This window comes from Streptomyces sp. HUAS ZL42, assembly GCF_040782645.1.
Classification (GTDB): domain Bacteria; phylum Actinomycetota; class Actinomycetes; order Streptomycetales; family Streptomycetaceae; genus Streptomyces.
The window spans coordinates 4,274,084-4,293,763 of record NZ_CP160403.1 but is presented as its reverse complement, the minus strand read 5'-3'; the positions used below and the strand labels follow the sequence as shown (position 1 = coordinate 4,293,763).

The window sequence follows — 19,680 nt, the reverse complement described above, 5'->3', positions numbered from 1 at the left end:
TGACCACGTGCGGAACGCTCCGCCCCGGGTCACGCTGGTGTCATGACCGGTTCCGTCGAACAGGGCACCAGCGAGACCCACGGGAACCCGCGCACGCTGCACATGCTCGTACGGCTTCCGCGGTCCATGGAGACGGTCTGGCCGGCCCTCGCCACCCCGGAGGGGCTGGGCGCCTGGTGGACCGGCGTCGAGGTTCTGGAGCCCCGGCTCGGCGGCGCGGTCGTCCTGCGTGACCTGGGCAGGGGGCAGGTCACCGCCTGGGACGTGGACCGGGTCGCCGAGTACACGGTGGAGGGCCTCGGGCGCATCCGCTTCCATCTGGAGCGGGACGGGGACGACGCCAGCATCCTCCGGTTCACCCACGAGGTTCAGGGCGAGGCGGAGACCGAGGAGGGCTGGCGTGCCCGTTTCGAACGCCTGATCGAGTACCTTGCGGCGGCGGCCTCCTAGGACGGCGGCAGACACTCCTTCCCCGGCGCCTTCCCCTCCGGCCACGCGATCTTCACGAAGCGGGAGCCGCCCTCGGGGGTGAGTTCCACGATCGGTACGGCCTTGTCGTACGGGTTGCCGTGCACGTCCAGGCAGATCCAGCCGCTCGCCCCGCTCACCCGCAGCGAGCCCTTGACCTGCGGCCACTGCAGGCCGACGTCCGCGAGCGGCGGGACCACCCGGCCGTCGGGCGTGGCCTCGCGGATGCCGTGGACGGCCAGCTGCACGGCGTCGTAGGCGATGATCAGCTGGCCGTCCTCCAGCCCCGTCGAGCCGATGGGGCCGATCGGCTCGCGGCCACTGCCTGCCAGCAGCCCGTTCAGGACCTCCGCGTCCTGTTTGGAGCCGCCCGTCCTCGCGGTGTCCTTCAGCCAGGCGTCGGGGTGGGCGAGGGCCGTGTAGCGGACGGAGAGGTTGCGTTCGAGGGCGCTGCGGTCCAGGTCCTTCTCGCCGGTCAGGTAGGAGCCCTCGTCACCGGTGAGCACCGTGAACTTCCGGTCCTGGCAGCCGCGTCCGCCGAGCGCGTTGATGAACTGCCGCAGCTGGGTGTGCCGGCCCGCGAACAGGATCGTGTCCGTGCCCTCGGCCGTGTCGCACACGAGGTGCGTGATCTGCCGGAAGGTGTTGGCGGTCGTGCCCTCCCGGCTGCGGTCGGCGGGCGGGGTGAACGGCTGCGGCTCGTACGGCGAGCCCTCGATCAGCTTCGCGAACGACTGCTGGAGCGTCCGCGTGTAGGGGTCGCCGGGCTTGTCGTACACGAGCAGCGCCTTGCCCGCCGTCACCTTGGCGAAGGAGGCCAGCGCGCGGGCCTCGTCGGTGTTGGTGGGCGAGACCCGGGCGAGGCCGGGGAAGGGGTCCTGGCCGTTCTGGCCGTTGGCGAGGTCGTCGGCGGTGATCGAGCTGCCGACCACCGGAATGCCGCGCAGGGTCAGCTCCTTGACGGCCTTCTTGTTGTTGTCGGTGCTCATGCCGACCCCGGCGACCGCCCGCAGCCGGTCGGAGCTCTTCGTCATCCGGACCAGCTGGTCGACCATCCGCTCCCAGTGGTCGCCGGTCGCCCCCGGGTTGGCGAGCACCAGCCGGATCGCGGGGGACTGGCCGTTGGAGCTGTGGTTGGCCTGGTACTGCGCCAGGTAGGCGCCCTGCAGCTCGTGCTGGATGTCGCTGAGGGTGGAGGGGGTGGTCGCCGTGTACGGCAACATCAGCGCGACCGTCACGTAGCTGCCGGGCTTGAGGCGGGCGTTCTCGCGGTCGATGGCCCGTACCGCGTCCCGGAGCTGGGGCCGCCCGAAGTCGTACGCCGTCGTCGCCACGCCCACGCACTCGTCACTGTCCTGCGGCCGTGCGACCCCGGGTGCGCACGAGCGGTCCTCGTGGGCGAGCGCCCGGATGCCGAGGACCAGCCCGGTCACCACCGCGGCCGTGACCAGCAGGGCCAGATAGCGGTAGAGGCGGATCCCCCAGATCACCCGCAGCCGCGCCACCGCGCCTCTTCCGCCGGCCATCACGCCTCCCCGTCCGTGTCGTCGGACTCGTCGTCGTCCGGCGTGCGCAGTGCCCGCCCGGCGAGGGCGTCCAGCGGCCAGGCCTGCGACGCCGCGAACAGCAGGGCACCTCCCGCGGGCCGCAGGTCGGACAGTTGCAGCAGCTCGAACCGCATCCGGTCGCACACCTTCGGGTCGGGCAGCACCAGCGGGTCGGTCACCTGCCAGACGGCGTGCAGCAGCCGCCGTATCCGCAGGTGCAGGAAGGCGTCGGCGCCCTGCGGCGGACGGTGGCCGGCGTCGGTGCGGCCGAGCGCGATCGCCGAGCGACGGTCGTCCTGGTCGGCGAAGTCGCGGCCCTCGGCGTCGTGCGCGTGGAAGTAGGGGGCCGCTGCGAGGAAGCAGAGGGTGTCCAGCCAGGTGCGGGTGTCGAGGGAGGTGAAGGTGTCGCGCAGGTGGGCCACCGCGCCGGCCGCGTCGCCGAGGGCGAGTTCGTGGTAGAGGCGGTAGCGGGCGTGGGAGGGGTCGTCCTCGGCGTGCGTGTAGTGCCGTATCGACGTCTCGTGCACCTCACGCCACTTGGCGTGGTCCGCGTGGCGGTGGTGGAGGCGGAGCAGCAGCAGGGTGCGTACGAAGGGGTCGCCGACGAAGTGGCCGGGCTCGGACGGCAGTCCCTCCCCGGCCAGTTGTGCCCGCAGGGAGCGTACGCCCGAGGCGCCGAAGTCGTCCGGGAGCTGGGCCGCGGCCAGAGCCACGGCCGAGTCGTGGTCGTGGGCGGCGGCCAGCACGGTCAGTTCGTCGAGCCGGTCGGCGGGCACGAGGCGTTCCAGCAGTTCGCTGTAGGCGGGGCGGCTGTCGGCCCGGTCCTCCTCCAGGGAGATGTGCGCGGTGAGCAGCCGGCCCAGTGAGACGGCCCGCTCGGGATGCTGTTTGGCCGCCGTGGCCAGCAGGACGATGCCCAGCGGGTTGCCGCCGGTCAACCGGTGTGCGGCGTGCGGGAGCTGGGGCGGGACCTCGACGTCGTCGCACACCGCGCCCACGATGTGCAAGGTGTCGTCGGGCGACAGCGGCGGCAGCGGCACGAGGAGGGTCCGGGACGAGGCGGAGCTGCCCGGCTCCCAGTCCGTGGTCCGGGCCACCGCGGGCAGGTCGCGGCGGGCCGCGTCCCGCAGGGCGGGGTGGTCGGTGCCGCGTACGGTCGCGATGAACACGACCTGGTCCGCGATCCCCTCGGAGCGGTCCCGCAGCACCGCGTCCAGCAGGCCCGGTCCCGGTCCGCTCCGCGCGTTGTCGAGCAGCACCAGCGGGCGGCCCAGCCGGGTGAGGTGCGAGCCGATCCCCGAGTACGCCTCGGCCAGGTCGGCGAGCAGCGCCCGTACGAGATAGCGCTCGGCGTGCTCGCGCGAGGTGCCGCCGGCCCGGAAGTTCCCGGAGAGCAGCAGCAGTCCGCGTTTCGCGTTGCCGCCCGCGTTCGGATACGTGCGGTACCAGGTCGACGGCCGCTGCTCCTTGCGGTGCGTGACGCCCTCGGAGAGGGCCTCCAGGGTGGCCTCGACGGTCGCCGCGACGAACGGGCCCTGCCCGCTGGCGGCCGCGATCACCTTCGACGCGACCTTGGCCGCCCACCGGCCGGCCAGGTTGAACCGCGCACCGCGCTCGTTCAGCAGCAGGATCCGCACCAGCTCCCGGCGGATGCGCTCCGAGTCCGTACGGCCGCTCCAGTCCTGCGCCCGTACCGCCACCAGGCCCGCCGTCAGCCGGGGGAAGGTGAGCTGTCCGGCCGCCTTCACCGGCTCGGTCAGCTGCTCGGCGATCACCAGCAGCGCCTGCCACACCGGTGACCAGGACTCGGGGCTCTCCTCGTGCGGCGGCCGGGCGAACTGCTCCTCCTCGCAGTCGATCAGCGCGACCGGGGTGCGTTTGCGCGTCTCGCCCTTGCGGTTGCGTTCCGTGTAGGCGTCCCACAGTTCGGCGAGCACCGCGCTCTTGCCGAGACCTCGACCGCCCGCGAGGACCAGCATCGGCAGCTCGCGGGGATGGTCGACCTTGGCGGCGAGATGCTCGTAGGGACGCAGCCCGACGAGCCGTGGGACGAGACCGGCAGGCTCCGTGTCGAACAGCGCACCACGCCCGTGCAACCGTCTGTGCACCCGCACCTCCCCCTAGGCCGGTTCTCAACTCAAGGGTAAGGAGCGGAAGTTGGTTCGAGCCAGATCGCGTGATGTCCGTTGGGTTACGAAAGTTCCGCACGCACCCGGCCGCGAGGCAGGGATCGTCAGCCCACGGTGATCGAGTCGAGCTTCTCCCGCAGGTACACATGCGAGTCGACGGGCTCGTACGTCACCCTGCCCACCGGAGCCGGGACGGACTCCACGAGCGTCCCCGGGGTGCACTCGCCGAAGTAGACCAGGGACATCAGTTCCTCGGCGGGTGCGTCGGCCGGCGGCGGCAGGACGCGGTGGCGGCCGGAGCGCCAGCGGTCGCCGGTCCAACGGGCCATCAGATCGCCGATGTTGACGGTGAAGGCGGCCGGGTCGTGGGGCGCGTCCTGCCAGCCGCCCTCGTCGGTGTAGACCTGCAGCCCGCCCTTGCCCGCCTGCCGGTCGAGGATCGTCACGGTCCCGAAGTCGGTGTGGGGTCCGATGCGGAACTGTCCGGGCAGGGGCTCGCCGATGACTGCCGTCCCCGGATACCAGTTGATGTTGAAGCCGTACGTGGGGTGGTCCATGTGCCGCGTGAAGAAGTCGGGTTCGAGACCGAGGGCCTCGCCGAGGAGGGCGAGGAGGTGGTTCTCCAGCTCACCCATCTTCGCCAGGTACTCCTCGCAGAGCCGCTGAAGTTCCGGTACCTCCGCCGGCCAGACGTTGGGCGCGTACCACTCCGCGTTGACCACCGGTTCCTCGAAGGGCTCGTGCGTCGCGAACGTCAGCGACTCCTTCAGGTCCGGCGGGGTCTGCGTACCCTCCGCGTACCCGTTGGCCTCGGCGCCGGGACCGAGCCAGCCGCGGCCGCCGACCTTCGCGGCGTACGGCTGCTTGACGTCTGCGGGGAGGACGAAGAAGGCGCGGGCGGCCTCCCGGATGCGTGCGCGCAGGGCCGGGTCCACGCCGTGCCCGGTGACCAGGAGGAAACCGGCGGTCTGGAGGGCCTGGTCGACGGTGCGGGCGATGTCGTGGCGGGCCTGCTCGTCGCCGTCCAGCCAGGGCCGCAGATCAATGGTCGGAATACGGGGGTCACTCACCGATGTCCTCGTTCCACAGGGCGGGGTTGCTCTGAATGAAGTCGCGCATCATCCCGACGCACTCGGCGTCGTCGAGAACCACGATCTCCACGCCGTGCTCCGCCAGCCAGTCGTGCCCGCCGTGGAAGGTGACCGCCTCGCCGATCACGACCCGGGAGATGCCGAACTGGCGGACGAGACCGCTGCAGTACCAGCACGGCGAGAGGGTCGTCACCATCGTCGTACCCCGGTACGACCGCTGCCGCCCCGCCGCCCGGAAGGCCGCCGTCTCCGCGTGCGTCGAGGGGTCGTCGTCCTGGACGCGCCGGTTGTGTCCGCGGCCGAGCAGGGCGCCGTCGGCCCCGTAGAGCGCGGCGCCGATCGGGATACCGCCCTCGGCGAGGCTGGCGCGGGCCTCCTCGACGGCGGTGGCGAGCCATGTACGGCCCGTTGCCTGATCCAAGAGCTTCATGCGTCCCACTCTCCTGTGACCGGAACCGGAGGGCAACGGGACTGTGGACCCATGGCCTGCGGAAGATCCGCATCCGGCGGTCTGTAACCTGGCCCGATCGTCGCCGCGTGTGCGGTAGTTGAGGCCCGGGGCAGCCCGGGGATTCCTGGTGAGGGGAACGGTCATGGGTGCTGCTCCGGTGCTGGAGGAGTTGCGGGAGGTCTGCCAGCCGCAGGCGAAGCTGGCGAGCCGCAACGGCGAGCACTGGGCGGGCCGGCTGTACATGCGGAAGATCTCCCTGCGGTTCACCCGGCAACTGGTCCGCACCCCGGTCACGCCCGACCAGCTCACCTGGACGATGGTGGTGTGCGGGGTCGCGTCGGGGGCGGCGCTGATGATCCCGGGACTCACGGGCGCCGTACTCGCGGCCGTCCTCATGCAGCTCTTCCTCCTCTTCGACTGCGTGGACGGCGAGGTCGCCCGCTGGAAGGGACAGAACAGCGCGAGCGGAGTCTACGTCGACCGCCTCGGCGCCTACCTCGCCGACGCGGCGCTGATGGCGGGCGCCGGCTACCGGGCCGCCGAGTCGGGCGTCGGCGGATGGCTGTCGGTCGGGATCGCCACCGCCCTGGGCGTCGTCCTGCTGAAGGCCTCCACCGACCTGGTGGACGTGGCGCGGGCCCGTCGCGGGCTCGCCGTCGCCGACGACGAGTCGACCAGGCCGCGCTCGCAGGGCGTGGCCACGGTGCGCCGCCTCGCCGCCGCCTTCAAGATCCACCGCGTCACGAACGGCATCGAGGCGTCCCTGGTGCTGCTGGTCGCGGCGATCGCCGACACCGCGACCGACGGCATCGAGCCGACGCGCTGGGCACTCGGCGCGCTGGCCGTCATCACCTGGGTGATGGTCCCGGCCCACCTGCTGTCGATCCTGTCGTCGTCGCGGCTGCGCTGACACGACGGACAACCCGGGGACCAGCGGTCATCGGCCGGACCGATACCCCCATCGGCAGGACGCCCCACCGGCTCGTGGACCACCCTCGGCGCCCGCTCCTACCTTCATGGCCATGACCTCAGAGAACAAGGGCACGGCCCAGCTGACGAGCGCGATGGTGCTCTCCGGCACCCTCGGTGTCTTCGTCGTCGAGTCGGGCGCCTCGCCCTTCGACGTCGTGTTCTTCCGTGTGCTGTTCGGGGCGTTGGCGCTGGGCGCGTACGTCGTCGGACGTGGCTGGCTGCGGCACCACGGGTTCACTGCGCGCACGCTCGGACTCGCCGTCCTCGGCGGTGTGTTCATCGTCTTCAACTGGGTGTTGCTGTTCCAGTCGTACGAGAACACGTCGATCTCCGTCGCCACGGTCGTGTACCACACGCAGCCCTTCTACGTCGTGCTGCTGGGCGCCCTGCTCTTCCGCGAGCGGCTCACCGCCACCAAGGTCGGCTGGGTGGGCGTCGCCTTCGCGGGGCTGATCCTCGTCTCGGGCGTCACGCCCGGGGACTTCGGGAGCGGTGGATCGTATGTGGTGGGCGTCGGACAGGCGCTGCTCGCCGCGCTCCTCTACGGACTGTCCACCCTGGTCACCAAGCGCGTCACGGGCGTTCGTCCGCACCTCGTCGCGCTCGTCCAGGTCCTCGTCGGCATCCCGCTCCTGCTGCCCTTCGCCGACTTCGGCGCGATGAGCGGCACGGGCGCGGACTGGGGCTGGCTGGTCGGGCTCGGGTTCATCCACACGGGCGTGATGTACGTCCTGATGTACGCCGCCTACGCCAAGCTCCCGGTTTCGAAGATCGCCGTCCTCGCCTTCGTCTACCCGGCCGTCGCGATGGTCATGGACTGGGCGGTGTACGGCCACCACATCGGCCTCGTGCAGGCGCTGGGCGTGCCGCTGATCGTGGTCGCCAGTCTCAAGGTCACCCTTGCTCGGCCACGAGCTTCCGCGCCTGTTCGAGAAACAGCCGGGCGTGCGCCGGAAGCCGCTTCCCGGCCCGCCACGCCAGTTGCGTGCGAAGGGTGAACGGCGGCGTCCACGACAGACGTACGAGCGACCCCTCCGCGGCTTCGGCGGCGACCGTCACCTCGGGCAGCAGCGAGATCCCGAGACCGGCCGCCGCCGCGCGTTTGGTGGCCTCGATCGTGCCGAACTCCATGAACTCGACGGCGGGCCCGGCCGACTTGAGCTCGCGCTCGAACAAGTCGCGGTAGGCGCAGCCGGGTTCGGTGGCGAGGAGCGGCTGCCGTACGAGGTCGGCGGTGGTGAGGTCCCGGGCGAGCAGGGCGTGGCCGGGCGCCGCGACCAGCGCCAGCGGCTCGATCGCCAGGACCTCGCTCTGCAGGCCCGGGTGCTCGGTCTCCTCCTCCATCAGGAAGCCCAGGTCGTACGTCCCCTGCAGCAGCGCCCGCCGGGTCTCGTCGCCGATGGTGGTGCGCAGGGCGACACGCACCCCGGGATAGCGGTGGTGGAAGAGCTCGAGGAGCGGCGGCAGCCGGTAGGACGTCAGCGACTCCATCGTGCCGACCGTGAGCGAACCGGACGGCTCCTCCTCACCGGCCACCGCCGCCCGCGCCTCCTCGGTCAGTTCGATGATCTGCCGGGCGTAGGGGAGGAGCCGCTCCCCGGCCTCCGTCAGGCGGATACGGCTGCCGAGCCGGTCGAAGAGCTGCGCGCCGAGCGAGGACTCCAGGGCGCGGATCTGGCTGGTCACGCTGGACTGGGCGTACCGCAGTTCGGCCGCCGCCCGGGTGAAACTCAGGACCGTGGCGACCTTCTCGAAGGTGACCAGCAGCCGCAGCTCCATCAGCTGTCCTCGGCGGCCTCGCCGCGCTCCTTGCGCCGCAGCTCCTCCTCGCGGCGGCGCAGGTCGGCCTCCCAGTCCTTGAGGAGGGCCTCGTCCTTTTTGTTCTCTTCCTTGAGGGACTTGAGGAACTCGGGATTGTCGTCGGGTGCGACGAACTCCGTGCGGTGGTTGCTGTGCCACTGGGAGGGCGTGGAGCCGCCCGCGGGAGCGGGGCGACGGTTCTTGCCGGCAACCAGCCACGCGATCGGGCCTATCAGCACCTCACCGAAGAGCAGAATGATGATCACCCACACCACCTTCGGCAGCCCCCGCACCTCTTCCTCGGGGGTGTTCAGGCAGTCGATGAAGGCGTAGATCCACAACGCCAGAACCAGCAGGAAGGGCAGATACCTGAACATGGCGGCGCGTTCCCCCAGGAGACGGTGACGGGCGCTGGACGGCCCCGGTGACGCGCACAGGGTAGCGGTTGGCGCGGGGCGGGCGTCGGGTGCGTCGTGCCCTCGGAGATACTGGGACGCATGGCTTACGACGATCTTCGTTCCCTGCTCAGGGCGCTGGAACGTGAAGGCGACCTCAAGCGCGTCAAGGTTGAGGTCGATCCGTATCTGGAGGTCGGGGAGATCGTCGACCGGGTGCAGAAGTCCGGAGGGCCCGCGCTGCTCTTCGAGAACGTGAAGGGCTCCTCGATGCCCCTCGCGATGAACGTCTTCGGCACCGACCGGCGGCTGCTGAAGGCCCTCGGCCTGAAGTCGTACGGCGAGATCTCCGAGAAGATCGGCGGGCTGCTGCGCCCCGAACTGCCCCACGGTTTCGTGGGCGTACGCGAGGCCTTCGGCAAGCTCGGCGCGATGACGCACGTGCCGCCGAAGAAGGTGAAGGACGCTCCGGTGCAGGAGGTCGTCCTCCAGGGCGACGAGGTGGACCTCGACGCCCTGCCCGCCCTCTTCACCTGGCCCAAGGACGGCGGCTCCTTCTTCAACCTGGGGCTCACGCACACCAAGGACCCGGAGAGCGGGATCCGCAACCTCGGGCTGTACCGCCTCCAGCGCCACGACCGGCGCACCATCGGCATGCACTGGCAGATCCACAAGGACAGCCGCAACCACTACCAGGTCGCGGCGAGAAGAGGGGAGCGCCTGCCCGTCGCGATCGCCTTCGGGTGCCCGCCCGCCGTGACCTACGCGTCCACCGCGCCGCTCCCGGGCGACATCGACGAGTACCTCTTCGCCGGGTTCATCGCGGGCAGGCGGATCGAGATGGTCGACTGCAAGACGGTCCCGCTCCAGGTCCCGGCGCAGGCGGAGGTGGTCCTGGAGGGCTGGCTGGAGCCCGGCGAGATGCTGCCCGAGGGCCCCTTCGGCGACCACACCGGCTTCTACACCCCGCAGGAGCCCTTCCCCGCCCTGAAGATCGACTGCGTGACGATGCGGAAGCGGCCGCTGCTGCAGTCGATCGTCGTGGGCCGCCCTCCGACGGAGGACGGACCCCTGGGCCGCGCGACGGAGCGGTTCTTCCTCCCGCTGCTGAAGATCATCGTGCCGGACATCGTGGACTACCACCTGCCGGAAGCGGGCGGCTTCCACAACTGCGCGATCGTCTCCATCGACAAGAAGTACCCCAAGCACGCCCAGAAGGTGATGCACGCGATCTGGGGCGCGCACATGATGTCCCTGACCAAGCTGATCGTGGTCGTCGACTCCGACTGCGACGTGCACGATCTGCACGAGGTCGCCTGGCGCGCGCTCGGCAACACGGACTACGCCCGCGACCTCACGGTCGTCGAAGGCCCCGTCGACCACCTAGACCATGCCTCCTACCAGCAGTTCTGGGGAGGCAAGGCGGGCATCGACGCGACGAAGAAGTGGCCCGAGGAGGGCTACACGCGCGACGGCGGATGGCCCGACATGGTCGAGTCCGACCCGGAGACGGCGGCGAAGGTCGACCGCCGCTGGAAGGAGTACGGCCTGTGAGCAGCGCCTCCGCCGCGATCCCGCAGCCAGGACGCACCAAGGCGTTCCTGCGCCTGGTGATGATCGAGCACTCCGTCTTCGCCCTGCCGTTCGCGTACATCGCCGCGCTCACCGCGATGTTCCAGTGGGACAGGAACATCCACTGGGGGCGGCTGCTCCTGGTCACCATCTGCATGGTGGGCCTGCGCACGTTCGCGATGGCGGTCAACCGGATCATCGACCGCGAGATCGACGCGAGGAATCCCCGCACGGCGCAGCGCGAGCTGGTGACGGGCGCGATGTCGGTACGGCACGCGTGGACCGGCGCACTGATCGCGCTGGTGATCTTCCTGGGCGCGGCGGCGCTGCTGAACCCGCTGTGCCTGGCCCTGGCCCCCATCGCGGTGATCCCGATGGTGGTCTACCCCTACGGCAAACGGTTCACGAACTTCCCCCAGGCCATCCTCGGCCTGGCCCAGACGATGGGCCCGGTCGGCGGCTGGCTGGCGATCACCGGCACCTGGTCCTGGGACGCGGTGATCCTGGGCCTCGCCGTCGGCATCTGGATCGGCGGCTTCGATCTGATCTACGCCTGCCAGGACGTCGAGACCGACCGCGAGATCGGCGTCATGTCGGTCCCGGCCCGTTTCGGCATCCCCGCGGCGGTCTGGGGGGCGCGGGCCTGTCACACGGTGACCACGGCGCTGTTCGTCTGGTACGCGGTGGTCACCGACGCGGGCGGCTTCTTCTGGCTCGGCCTGATGATCGTCGCGGGCGCGTTCGTGTACGAGCACTCGATCGTGCGCCCGCACGACCTGTCCCGAGTGAACAGGGCGTTCTTCAGCGTCAACGGGTTCATCGGGATCGCTCTGTTCGGCTGTGCGCTGCTGGATCTGCTGGTCCGGGGGCTCACTGTTTGAACCCTGCCGGGTGGAAGCTGGTGAACTGCTGACCCTCGGCTCCGGGCGAGGGCTGTGGTCGTAGGCATGGCGCGCTGAAGGAGCGCTGGGAACCGGGGAACACATTGGCCATGGCTGTTCACGCCACAGAATCCACGTCGGCTGTTCCGCCGATGCCAGAGCGGACGCCGAAGGCGCTGCGTGAGGCGATCGCCCAGCACGCTCCCCAGTTGCTTCCCGATTTCGACGAGCACTGGAAGTGGGCTGTAGCGGACGCGTACGACATCAGTACCGTGCCGGCGTTCATGGCCCGCTGGTGGAGCCAGTACGCGATCGCCCGCGATCCGAAGCTCGACGCCCATATGAAGGATCTCCACCACCGCGCATCGGAGTCCACCGACATCACCGAGGCCAAGGCGCTTCTCGGGGAGGCCTCCAACATCCGCTACCAGGTACGGCGGCTGGAGCCGGGCCAGTGACCGACGATGGATTCATCTTCCGAGGTGTCGACGTCGATGTGAACCTCCCCGATGGCATGAAGGTCCGGCCCGTTCAGTCCAGCGAACCGAAGGGGCCCCGCATCGCCCTCTTCGACACGGAGACGGCTGGTTGCAGTACACCTTCATCAGGCGCACCGAGGACCCACAGATCGTCGTCGACGAGATCTTCTGGCAGTGACCCGAAGCCGACATTTCTAGGCGTGTAGTTCCCCACGAGGCGCCCGGCGCCGGAACACGAACGCCGCCCCCACCCCCGCCACCAGCCCGACCAGATGCCCCTGCCAGCTCACGCCCGTCTGGGTCGGGGCCAGGCCCGCCAGGATCGACGTGCCCCACAGGGCGCCGATCAACACGCCGACGGCTATGCCGACGGGGCGGCGCTCCACGAAGCCCGTGATCAGGAGGTAGCCGAAGAGGCCGAAGATCAGGCCGGACGCGCCGGCCGTGTTGGTGCCGGACGGGGAGATCAGCCAGACGCCCAGGCCGTCGGCGACGACTATCAGGGCGCAGACCGCGGCGAAACGACGTACACCACCGAGGGCCGCGAGGAAGCCGAGGACCAGCAGCGGCAGCGTGTTGGCGGCGACATGGGCGAAGCCGAAGTGGATGAAGGCCGCCGGGACGACGTCGACCAGCTCGGACGGGGTGCGCGGGACGATGCCGAAGTCGTCAAGGGCGTGGCCGGTCACCACGTCCACCGCTTCCAGGAGCCACAGCAGCGCCACCCAGCCCAGCATCAGCTTGGCCGCGGCCTTCGCCCGGTCGCTCCTCGACCACTCCAGTTCCGCACCCGGCATGGCGACCCCCGCTCGCTCGTCCCCTCCGGGGAACGTCCGGCCCCCTTGCGCCGTTCCCACACAGCCGCGCCGGATAGGCTCGGTGTCGTGAACCCAGTCAAGCCAGGAGAGACGCCCCGTACGCCTTGGATCGTAGGGGTGTCCGGCGCTTCCGGCACCCCATACGCCGCCGCCGTGCTGCGTGCGCTCCTGGGCGCCGGTGAGAGCGTGGACCTGGTCGTCAGCCGGGCCTCCCGGCTGACGCTGCTGGACGAGACGGGGATCTCCTTCCGGGACGCCCACTGGCAGGACGACCTGCGGGAATGGCTGTCCCAGGGGGCCGACGGGAAGCCCGGGACCTTTCCGGCGGACGTCACGCGCGTGCGGTACTGGAACTCCGGGGACCTGGCCGCGGGGCCGTCCTCGGGGTCGTATCCGGCGAAGGGCATGCTCATCGTGCCCGCCTCCACGGCCTGCGTCGCCGGCGTCGCGCTCGGGCTGTCGAAGGACCTGCTGCAACGGGCCGCGAGCGTCACGCTCAAGGAGCGGCGTCCGCTCGTCGTGGCCGTACGGGAGACACCCCTGAACGGGCAGACCCTGCGCCACCTCGTCACACTGGACGACGCGGGTGCCGCCGTGGTCCCCGCCTCACCGGCCTTCTACGCGGGCGCGACCCACATCCAGGACCTGGTGGACTTCGTCGCCGGCCGGGTCCTCGACGCGGCGGGCGTCCCGCACGGCCTGTACCGCCGGTGGGAGGGCGAACTCGGGGGCGGGTCCCGCACCTCCTGAGCAGCACGCAGTACCAGCAGCAGCACCCATCACTTCAGGAAATCTTCAGCGGAAGGCTTCGAATCGCATGGACGCGGTGGACAGGCAGCTCATCCAGGCCCTGAGAGAGAACGGCCGGGCCTCCTACGCGGAGCTGGGACGCCTCGTCGGCCTGTCGGGCCCCAGCGTCACCGACCGCATCAACCGGCTGGAGGCGGCCGGCGTCATCACCGGCTACCGCGCCACCGTGAACGCCGCCTCCCTCGGCCTCGGCGTCACCGCCCTGATCGGCATCTCCCTCTCCGACGCCGCCGACCACCAGGACGTGGCGGACCGGATGAAGGACCTGAGCGAGATCGAGGACTGCTGGTTCATCGCCGGCGACGACTCGTACATGCTCAAGGTGCGGGCGAGCGACGTGGACGGTCTGGAGAAGATCATCCGGCGGCTCAGCGGCACCAAGGGCGTCTCCAGGACGCGTACCACGATCGTGCTCTCCACGAAGTGGGAGAACCGGGTCGGAGAGCTTCCGGAAGAGGCGTAGACGTACGGTTGTCGGAGTCGTCGGAGAAAGGTGTGAGCATGGACGTCGGGCTCAAGCGCGAGCTGGAGGAGAAGGTCAGGGCCGGGGAGCGGCTGACCCGCGAGGACGGCATCGCGCTGTACGAGTCGGACGACCTGGCCTGGCTGGGCGGCCTCGCGCACGAGGTGCGGACGCGAAAGAACGGCGACGTCGTGCACTTCAACGTCAACCGTCACCTCAACATGACCAACGTGTGCACGGCGTCCTGCGCCTACTGCTCCTTCCAGCGCAAGCCGGGGGAGAAGGACGCGTACACGATGCGCATCGAGGAGGCGGTGAAGCTCGCCAAGGCGATGGAGAGCGAGAGCCTCACCGAGCTGCACATCGTCAACGGGCTGCACCCCAACCTCCCCTGGCGGTACTACCCGCGGTCGCTGCGCGAGCTCAAGGCCGCCCTGCCGAACGTCTCCCTCAAGGCCTTCACGGCCACGGAGATCCACCACTTCGAGACCATCTCCGGGCTGTCCGCCTCCGAGATCCTCGACGAGCTGATCGACGCGGGCCTCGAGTCCCTCACCGGCGGTGGCGCGGAGATCTTCGACTGGGAGGTCCGGCAGCACATCGTCGACCACCGCACCCACTGGGAGGACTGGTCGCGCATCCACCGCCTGGCGCACGAGAAGGGGCTCAAGACCCCGTGCACCATGCTGTACGGCCACATCGAGGAGCCCCGCCACCGCGTCGACCACGTGCTCAGGCTCCGTGAGCTCCAGGACGAGACCGGCGGTTTCCAGGTCTTCATCCCGCTGCGCTACCAGCACGACTTCGTGGACATGAAGGACGGCAAGGTCCGCAACCGGCTCCAGGCCCGGACCCAGATGGCGACGGGCGCGGAGGCGCTGAAGACCTTCGCCGTCTCCCGGCTCCTCTTCGACAACGTCCCGCACGTCAAGGTCTTCTGGGTCATGCACGGCGTGCAGACCGCCCAGCTGGCGCTGCAGCACGGCGCGGACGACATGGACGGCTCGGTCGTCGAGTACAAGATCACGCACGACGCGGACAACTACGGCACGCCGAACAAGCTGACCCGCGAGGACCTTCTGGAACTCATCCGCGACGCCGGCTTCCGCCCGGTGGAGCGCAACACGCGGTACGAGATCATCCGCGAGTACGACGGCCCGGACCCGGCGCGCCGGGAGTCGCCGCAGCCGATGAGGGTGTGAGGGTTTCAGGTCGTACCCGGGCTACGGGTCGTGGGGGCTGGTCGCGCCCACGCGGCGGAGCCGCATATCGAGACAGCCCCGCGCCCCTTGGTTGGCGTACTCCCGTTGGCTGGGTACTCGGCGTTCGTGACATCCGATGAGGCCTACACCGCTGAACCCTTCGTCCCCGATCGGGGTGGGCTCACCGCCCTGCGGCGGGCCGCCGCAGGCTGCCGTGGCTGTCCCTTGCACCGGGCAGCCACCCAGACGGTGTTCGGCGCGGGCAACGCACACGCCCGGGTGATGCTCGTGGGTGAGCAGCCCGGGGACCAGGAGGACCGGCAGGGCAAGCCGTTCGTCGGACCCGCGGGGAAGCTGCTCGACAAGGCCCTCGCGGAGGCCGGCATCGACCCGGCGGAGACCTACGTCACCAACGCCGTCAAGCACTTCAAGTTCACGCAGGCCGAGCCCCGTAAGCGCCGGATCCACAAGGCGCCCAGCCTGCGCGAGATGACCGCGTGCGGGCCGTGGCTCGCCGCCGAGCTGGCGATCGTGGAACCCGAGCTGATCGTGGTGCTGGGCGCGACGGCCGGGAAGGCGCTGCTCGGGTCGTCGTTCCGGGTCACGCAGGTGCGCGGCACGGTGCTGGAGGAGGAGATCCACGGGCGGCAGGAGAGGCTGGTGCCGACCGTGCACCCCTCGTCCGTGCTGCGGGCCGACGACCGGGAGGGCGCGTACCGGGGGCTGGTATCGGATCTGAAAGTGGCGGCACGGGCACTGTCGTAATGAGTACGATGGCGCAGTGTCCCTTACTTTCACACTCGACCCGGCCGTCACACCCACCCTGCACGACGGCGTCCTCGACCTGTGGACCGACGTCTCCAACGCCGGCGGTGCCGTCGGCTTCGTGCCGCCCGTGACGCGGGAGACGATCCGGCCCGCGCTGGTGAAGCAGCTCGCGTCGATGGCGGAGGGCGGCATGCGGCTGCTCGTCGGGCACGACGAGGCGGGTGATGTGGCCGCGACCGCCTTCTTCAGCTTCAACACGCACCGGCTGATGACCCACTGGGTGTGGCTGTACACGGTGATGGTGCACCCCCGGCACCAGGGCAAGGGGTACGGCCGCGACCTGCTGGCGGCCGCGGCGGACGCCGCCCGCGGCTTCGACGGCATCGACGCGATACGTCTCACCTGCCGCGGCGGGCTCGGCCTGGAGCGGTTCTACGGCTCCTGCGGCTACAAGGAGGTCGGCCGGGTGCCCGGCGCGATCCGGGTCGCGCCGGGGGACGACCGCGACGACATCACGATGCTGCTGCCGCTGATGTGAGTCCCCGCACCCCCCTCCAGGATCCGGAGCCCGGCGTGCTTCACTGGACGGTGCACGTTTGGGTGGGTTAGGACCTCCCCCAGGGGACCCCCGGAAACGAAAGAGTGGATTGAGATGCTCCGCTACACGCTGATGCGCCTCGGGATCTTCGCGGGCTGCCTCGTGGTCGTCTGGGGCCTCGTCTACTCGGGCGTCGTCCCGCGCGGCCTCGGTGAGTCCAACGGCATGTGGGTCCTCCTGCTGGCGCTGGTGATCTCGGCGCCGATCAGCTTCGTGGTGCTGCGCAAGGAGCGGGACCGGGCGTCCGTGCGCATCGTGCAGAGGGTCGACCGGGTCAAGGCCAACCTCGAGGCCAACCGCAGCCAGGAGGACGACGCGGTGGACGAGGCGGCCCGCGCCCAGGGGCAGGCCTCCTAGTTGCTCCCAGGACGCGTCCCAGGGGAGTTGTCCCGCGCCGTCCGCAATTAGTCTTGCCCCCATGGGTGTCGTGAAGACCAAGCGGATGCCGCGTGCGGTGCGTGAGCAGCAGATGCTCGACGCCGCCGTCCACATCTTCGGCCAGCGCGGGTACATGGCCGCGTCGATGGACGACATCGCCGAACTCGCGGGTGTGTCCAAGCCGTTGGTGTACCTGTACCTGAACTCGAAGGACGAGCTCTTCACCGCCTGCATACGGCGTGAGGCCAAGGCGCTCACCGACGCCGTGCGCGCCGGCGTACGGACCGACCTTCCCGCCGACCGGCAACTCTGGGAAGGTCTGCTGGCGTTCTTCACGCACACCTCGCAGCACCCGGACGGCTGGTCCGTACTGCACCTCCAGGCCCGAACGCACGGCGAGGCCTTCGCCTCCGAGGTCACCGCGATGCGTGAGGAGCTCGTCGCGTTCGTGACGCAGCTGATCGTCGTCGCGGCACGGGAGGCGCACCGTGACCCCGACATGCCCGAGCGCGAGGTGGCCGGTCTCGCCGAGGCCCTGGTCGGCGCCGGTGAGTCCCTCGCCGCCTGGGCCAACGCGACGGAGGGCGTGAGTGCCCGGCAGGCGGCGGTGACCCTGATGAACTTCGCATGGGCGGGGCTGGGCAGCCTCATGGTGGGGCGGGCCTGGTCACCGCCGGAGGACCCGGCTCACACCAGCGGCTGAACGCTCCCGGTGACATGCACCCTGTCGCCGCCCCTGAGCTCGAACCGCCCGCCCTCCGCCGCGTACGTCACCGTCCCCGGTAACAGCACCGGTGCCCTGAACTCCGCCCGCACGAAGGCGGCTTGCGGCGTGCCGTGCGCCGCCAGGCACCTGGCCACCGTCCACATGCCGTGCGCGATGGCCCGGGGGAAGCCGAACAGGCGGGCGGTGAGGGGGTGGAGGTGGATGGGGTTGCGGTCGCCGGAGGCGGCACCGTAGCGCCGGCCCACGTCGGCGGCGAGATGCCACTCGTCGAGGACGGGGAGCGCGGGCCCGGCCGCCGGACGTTCGGCGGCGGGCGCGGAGCCGGTGCGGTGCCGGGCCAGGTAGGTGCTGGTCGACTCCCAGACGACGTCGGCGTCCTGCCTCAGTTCCGTGACGACGTACGCCTCCGTCCCGCGCCGGTGCGGGGCCAACCGGTCGACGTGCACGGCGAGTTCGTACGTCTCCGTGGACGCGAGCGCCCGGTGCCGGGTGATCTCGATCGACGTGTGGACGAGGCCCAGCAGCGGAAGAGGGAAGTCCCGGCCGCTCATGATGCTCATGGCCAGCGGGAAGCCCAGCACATGCGGATAGGTGACCGGCAGGGCGTCGTCACCGGTCGGGAAGCCGCACACCCGCTCGTAGGCGGCCAGCCGGGCCAGGTCGACCCGCAGCCCGGGCAGCACGAGCCGGCCGCCGGAGAAGGCGACGCCCGGGTGGGGCCGCTTGAAGGGTGAGCGCAGTGCGCCCCGGGCGAGCAGCGGACCGAGGGCCGGGGGAGCGGTGAGCGTGCCCACTACGCCCCCAGGAGGCTCTGGCCGCACACCCGCACGACCTGCCCGTTGACCGCCCCGGACGCCGGGTGCGCGAGCCAGGCGGTGGTCTCGGCGACGTCGACGGGCAGCCCGCCCTGCGCGAGGGAGTTCATCCGGCGCCCCGCCTCCCGGATGAACAGCGGCACGGCGGCCGTCATCTTCGTCTCGATGAACCCGGGCGCGACCGCGTTGACGGTCACCCCGTGTTCGGCGAGCGCGCGCGGCGCGAGGGAGCGCACCAGGCCGACGACGCCCGCCTTGCTCGCCCCGTAGTTCGTCTGGCCCGCGTTGCCCGCGAGGCCCGCGATGGAGGCCGTGGCCACGATCCGGCCCCCTCGCCTGATCGCACCGGCCGCCAGCAGCGCGTCCGTCGTGCGCAGCACGCTCCCCAGGTTCACGTCGAGCACGGAACTCCAGCGCTCCTCGGGCATGTTGACCAGTCGCCGGTCACGGGTGATGCCCGCGTTGTGGATCAGGACGTCCAGGCGGTCGGGGAGGGCGGCGGCGATGCGTTCGCCCGCGTCGGCGGTGGTGATGTCGAGGGCGAGGGCGCTGCCGTTCAACCGCTCGGCGACCCTGCGCGCGTCGTCCTCGGCCTGCGGTGTGTCGAGTACGACCACCCGGGCTCCGTCCCTGGCCAGCGTCTCGGCGACGGCCTCGCCGATCCCGCGGGCGGCGCCGGTGACCAGGGCCGTGCGGCCGGTGAGGGGCCGGTCCCAGTCGCCCGGGGCGGTGACCCCGGGCACCCCGACCTCGATCACCTGGCCGCTGACGTACGCCGACTTGGGGGAGAGCAGGAAGCGCAGGGTGGACTCGGCGGCGGCCGCGTCGGTGAGCCGGACGAGGTTGACGGTCCTGCCGCGTCCGACCTCCTTGCCGAGCGAGCGCGTGAAGCCCTCGAGGGCCTGCTGGGCGGCGGCCTGGTGATGATCGGCCGCGTCGAGTGGCGCGCCGAGCACCACGATCCGCCCGCTCACGGCGACCGACCGCACGACGGCGTGCAGGGCCGCGTGCACCTCGCCGAGTCCTTCGACGTCGCGCACGCCGGTGGCGTCCAGGACGACCGCGGCGGGCCGGTCGGAGGGACCGACGAGGTCCGTCCGGGCGAGCACCGGGCCGAGGCCGAGGTCGGACTTGCCGGCGGTGAGGTGCAGCAGGCCGCCGGCCAGGGACGGCCGCTCGGGCGACCAGCGTCCGAGGGCCGCCGGTTGCGGGAGGCCCAGGCGCCGGGTGAGAAACCGGCCCGGCGCGGTACCCGTGAAGCGCAGATAGCGGTCGGCCATGTCCGTCTCCCCAGCTGGCGTGAACTGTTTGCCCGG

General features: G+C 70.8%; 22 protein-coding genes. 13 read left to right on the top strand and 9 right to left on the bottom strand.

Going from position 1 to position 19,680, the window contains the following annotated elements; translation table 11 throughout:
- Positions 1-42 precede the first annotated feature (42 nt).
- Positions 43-450: an SRPBCC domain-containing protein gene (locus ABZO29_RS19565; protein WP_367321481.1), complete on the top strand. Its 408-nt coding sequence runs from the start codon at positions 43-45 to the stop codon at positions 448-450.
- Here ABZO29_RS19565 and ABZO29_RS19560 read toward each other — a convergent pair.
- From ABZO29_RS19560 to ABZO29_RS19545, 4 genes are all read right to left on the bottom strand, one after another.
- Positions 447-1,994, bottom strand: coding sequence for a hypothetical protein (locus ABZO29_RS19560; protein ID WP_367321480.1), 1,548 nt, complete (start codon positions 1,992-1,994; stop codon positions 447-449). The two genes, ABZO29_RS19565 and ABZO29_RS19560, sit on opposite strands and share 4 nt — an antisense overlap.
- Entirely contained in the window at positions 1,994-4,123 is a 2,130-nt protein-coding gene (locus ABZO29_RS19555) for a hypothetical protein (protein WP_367321479.1), read from the bottom strand. Before ABZO29_RS19555 ends, ABZO29_RS19560 begins: the two co-directional genes overlap by 1 nt.
- 125 nt (positions 4,124-4,248) lie before the next feature.
- A complete protein-coding gene (locus ABZO29_RS19550) occupies positions 4,249-5,214 on the bottom strand; it encodes an isopenicillin N synthase family dioxygenase (protein ID WP_367321478.1) in 966 nt (321 codons plus the stop codon).
- Positions 5,207-5,665 carry a nucleoside deaminase gene (locus ABZO29_RS19545; RefSeq protein ID WP_367321477.1) on the bottom strand — a complete coding sequence of 153 codons (459 nt, stop codon included), beginning with the start codon at positions 5,663-5,665 and terminating at the stop codon, positions 5,207-5,209. The genes ABZO29_RS19550 and ABZO29_RS19545 overlap by 8 nt, the downstream gene beginning before the upstream one ends.
- Before the next feature lie 163 nt (positions 5,666-5,828).
- Between ABZO29_RS19545 and ABZO29_RS19540 the strand changes: the two genes are divergently transcribed.
- Both ABZO29_RS19540 and ABZO29_RS19535 read left to right on the top strand, forming a co-directional pair.
- Positions 5,829-6,596 (top strand): CDP-alcohol phosphatidyltransferase family protein, encoded by a 768-nt coding sequence (locus ABZO29_RS19540; protein WP_367321476.1) that lies wholly within the window; start codon positions 5,829-5,831, stop codon positions 6,594-6,596.
- A gap of 112 nt (positions 6,597-6,708) precedes the next feature.
- On the top strand, positions 6,709-7,656 hold the full coding sequence (locus tag ABZO29_RS19535) for a DMT family transporter (RefSeq protein WP_367321475.1): 948 nt from the start codon (positions 6,709-6,711) through the stop codon (positions 7,654-7,656).
- Here ABZO29_RS19535 and ABZO29_RS19530 read toward each other — a convergent pair.
- Entirely contained in the window at positions 7,553-8,437 is an 885-nt protein-coding gene (locus tag ABZO29_RS19530) for a LysR family transcriptional regulator (RefSeq protein ID WP_367321474.1), read from the bottom strand. The two genes, ABZO29_RS19535 and ABZO29_RS19530, sit on opposite strands and share 104 nt — an antisense overlap.
- On the bottom strand, positions 8,437-8,835 hold the full coding sequence (locus ABZO29_RS19525) for a PLD nuclease N-terminal domain-containing protein (protein WP_367321473.1): 399 nt from the start codon (positions 8,833-8,835) through the stop codon (positions 8,437-8,439). The genes ABZO29_RS19530 and ABZO29_RS19525 overlap by 1 nt, the downstream gene beginning before the upstream one ends.
- Before the next feature lie 120 nt (positions 8,836-8,955).
- On the opposite strand from ABZO29_RS19525, the gene ABZO29_RS19520 reads away from it, so the two are divergent.
- The 3 genes from ABZO29_RS19520 (at position 8,956) to ABZO29_RS19510 (ending at position 11,764) form a co-directional block, all read left to right on the top strand.
- Positions 8,956-10,407 carry a menaquinone biosynthesis decarboxylase gene (locus ABZO29_RS19520; RefSeq protein WP_367321472.1) on the top strand — a complete coding sequence of 484 codons (1,452 nt, stop codon included), beginning with the start codon at positions 8,956-8,958 and terminating at the stop codon, positions 10,405-10,407.
- Positions 10,404-11,306, top strand: coding sequence for a menaquinone biosynthesis prenyltransferase MqnP (gene mqnP / locus ABZO29_RS19515; RefSeq protein WP_367321471.1), 903 nt, complete (start codon positions 10,404-10,406; stop codon positions 11,304-11,306). The genes ABZO29_RS19520 and mqnP overlap by 4 nt, the downstream gene beginning before the upstream one ends.
- A 152-nt stretch (positions 11,307-11,458) precedes the next feature.
- Positions 11,459-11,764 (top strand): hypothetical protein, encoded by a 306-nt coding sequence (locus tag ABZO29_RS19510; protein WP_367321470.1) that lies wholly within the window; start codon positions 11,459-11,461, stop codon positions 11,762-11,764.
- Positions 11,765-11,979: 215 nt separating this feature from the next.
- On the opposite strand, the gene ABZO29_RS19505 is transcribed toward ABZO29_RS19510, so the two are convergent.
- Positions 11,980-12,582 (bottom strand): rhomboid family intramembrane serine protease, encoded by a 603-nt coding sequence (locus ABZO29_RS19505; protein WP_367321469.1) that lies wholly within the window; start codon positions 12,580-12,582, stop codon positions 11,980-11,982.
- An 87-nt stretch (positions 12,583-12,669) separates the two neighbouring features.
- Here ABZO29_RS19505 and ABZO29_RS19500 point away from each other — a divergent pair, with 87 nt between their 5' ends.
- The 7 genes from ABZO29_RS19500 (at position 12,670) to ABZO29_RS19470 (ending at position 17,525) form a co-directional block, all read left to right on the top strand.
- Complete coding sequence (locus ABZO29_RS19500) at positions 12,670-13,353, top strand: UbiX family flavin prenyltransferase (protein WP_367321468.1); 684 nt, start codon at positions 12,670-12,672, stop codon at positions 13,351-13,353.
- 67 nt (positions 13,354-13,420) lie between these two features.
- Positions 13,421-13,876, top strand: coding sequence for an Lrp/AsnC family transcriptional regulator (locus tag ABZO29_RS19495; RefSeq protein ID WP_367321467.1), 456 nt, complete (start codon positions 13,421-13,423; stop codon positions 13,874-13,876).
- A 38-nt stretch (positions 13,877-13,914) separates the two neighbouring features.
- Complete coding sequence (gene mqnE / locus ABZO29_RS19490; RefSeq protein ID WP_367321466.1) at positions 13,915-15,078, top strand: aminofutalosine synthase MqnE; 1,164 nt, start codon at positions 13,915-13,917, stop codon at positions 15,076-15,078.
- Between the two features lie 126 nt (positions 15,079-15,204).
- Entirely contained in the window at positions 15,205-15,843 is a 639-nt protein-coding gene (locus ABZO29_RS19485; protein ID WP_367321465.1) for a UdgX family uracil-DNA binding protein, read from the top strand.
- Between the two features lie 16 nt (positions 15,844-15,859).
- Positions 15,860-16,384, top strand: coding sequence for an N-acetyltransferase family protein (locus tag ABZO29_RS19480; RefSeq protein ID WP_367321464.1), 525 nt, complete (start codon positions 15,860-15,862; stop codon positions 16,382-16,384).
- A 114-nt stretch (positions 16,385-16,498) separates the two neighbouring features.
- Entirely contained in the window at positions 16,499-16,801 is a 303-nt protein-coding gene (locus ABZO29_RS19475; RefSeq protein WP_367321463.1) for a DUF4229 domain-containing protein, read from the top strand.
- A 61-nt stretch (positions 16,802-16,862) separates the two neighbouring features.
- On the top strand, positions 16,863-17,525 hold the full coding sequence (locus tag ABZO29_RS19470; protein WP_367321462.1) for a TetR/AcrR family transcriptional regulator: 663 nt from the start codon (positions 16,863-16,865) through the stop codon (positions 17,523-17,525).
- Here ABZO29_RS19470 and ABZO29_RS19465 read toward each other — a convergent pair.
- Positions 17,510-18,343, bottom strand: coding sequence for a MaoC family dehydratase (locus ABZO29_RS19465; RefSeq protein ID WP_367321461.1), 834 nt, complete (start codon positions 18,341-18,343; stop codon positions 17,510-17,512). The two genes, ABZO29_RS19470 and ABZO29_RS19465, sit on opposite strands and share 16 nt — an antisense overlap.
- Complete coding sequence (locus tag ABZO29_RS19460; RefSeq protein ID WP_367321460.1) at positions 18,343-19,644, bottom strand: 3-oxoacyl-ACP reductase; 1,302 nt, start codon at positions 19,642-19,644, stop codon at positions 18,343-18,345. The genes ABZO29_RS19465 and ABZO29_RS19460 overlap by 1 nt, the downstream gene beginning before the upstream one ends.
- Positions 19,645-19,680: the final 36 nt, after the last annotated feature.